Raw genomic sequence first — 1397 nt, 5'->3', positions numbered from 1 at the left:
GTAAGCGGGTATTTCTACCCGCCTGGTGATTGAATGCTCGCTTTGTTATAGGGCAGGAGATCGCTGACATCACAGCCTTCTTCTCGCTGGGGCAGCTCTGTCAGCACATGGCGCAGGTAGGCATAGGGCTCCACACCGTTGGCACGGCAGGTCAGCATGAGACTGAACCATACGGCGCTGGCATTCGCCCCGCTTTGGGTATCCGCGAACAGCCAGGCCTTGCGCCCGGTTGCAACCGGGCGGATTTCCCGCTCGACCCGGTTGTTGTCTATCGGGTAGCCGCCGTCTTCGACATACCTTTCAAGGTACTGCCATTGCTTCAGCGCATAGCTGACCGCTTTCCCCATCGGGCTGTTCGGCAACAGTTTGGCGGCGGCTTTATCCAGCCAGCCGTGGAAGGAGGTCAGGATCGGGATGCTGTCTTTTTGCCTCATCGCATGCCTTTCTGATGGCGACAAGGATTTTGCCTTTTTCTCAACGGCATACAGCTTCTGGATATAACTCAGGGCCTGCTGGGCTTGTCCTCCTTCTTCGGGCTCAGGTCGATGGCATCTTTGAACTTGCGCCGGGCATGCGCCCAGCATCCGAGGTGGGTCACGTTTTCCAGCACCCGCCAGGCCGAGTAGCCGTCGCTCATGACCGTGCCCTGATAACCGTCGAGGAAAGCCTTAGGGTAAGCGTGCCCCCGGCCCGGCTGGTATTCGAACAACACCACCGGCCCCGTGCTCTGCCCGGGGCTGGCGTAGGCCCAGAGGTAAGATTTACTCTGGGCTGTCTTGCCGGGCTCTTTCAGGACCTGAAGCGTGGTCTCGTCACCGTGGATCACCGGCTCCCCGAGCAGGGCTTTCTTCAGTGCCTGGTAAAGCGGCGACAGCAGCTCGGCCGTCTTAATCATCCAGCTTGCCAGGGTGGTTCGCTGGAGTTCGACGCCAACCCGGGCCAGCTCTTTCTCAATACGGTACAGCGGCAGGCCGTCGGCATACTTGCTGACTGCGACGGTCGCCAGGGTTCCCGCGGTGGCGATACTGCCGGGCAGTGGCTGACGGGGCATGGCAGCGGTGATAACTTTGCTGCCTTCGCCGTGGTTTTCGCAGTGGCGACAAGCGTATTTTCTGCGCTCATGGCGCAGCACTTTGACTTGCTTGGGGATAATTTCGAGCTGCTCGGAAGATTCAACACCGATGGCGTGCAGTTGGCCCTGGCAACAGGGACAGATCTTTTCATCGTCGGCTAAATCGTACGCGATCACCTCGCGGGGCAAGTCCGGGTTGATGGGCTTGCGTCCCCGCTTGCGGGTGTAGGTGACGGTTTCCATTTCCGGCTCGTCATCGGATGGTCCGGTGTCGACCAGGGTTTCCGCTTCGTTGAACAGGCAGCCCTGGGCCGGGAACTTCTCG

The 1397-nt window shown here is 60.0% G+C and carries 2 protein-coding genes; both read right to left on the bottom strand.

Annotation, left to right across the window (positions count from 1 at the left end; translation table 11 throughout):
• Positions 1-14: 14 nt before the first annotated feature.
• Positions 15-584 (bottom strand): IS66 family transposase, encoded by a 570-nt coding sequence (locus SPK40_RS23030; RefSeq protein WP_442957602.1) that lies wholly within the window; start codon positions 582-584, stop codon positions 15-17.
• Positions 503-1397 (bottom strand): IS66 family transposase (gene tnpC / locus SPK40_RS22925; RefSeq protein WP_442957601.1); only part of this gene is annotated, 895 nt, incomplete at its 5' end. The genes SPK40_RS23030 and tnpC, both read right to left, overlap by 82 nt.

This window comes from Photobacterium sp. 53610 (assembly GCF_036409375.1).
GTDB lineage: Bacteria > Pseudomonadota > Gammaproteobacteria > Enterobacterales > Vibrionaceae > Photobacterium.
This window is presented reverse-complemented; position numbering and strand designations above follow the sequence as displayed.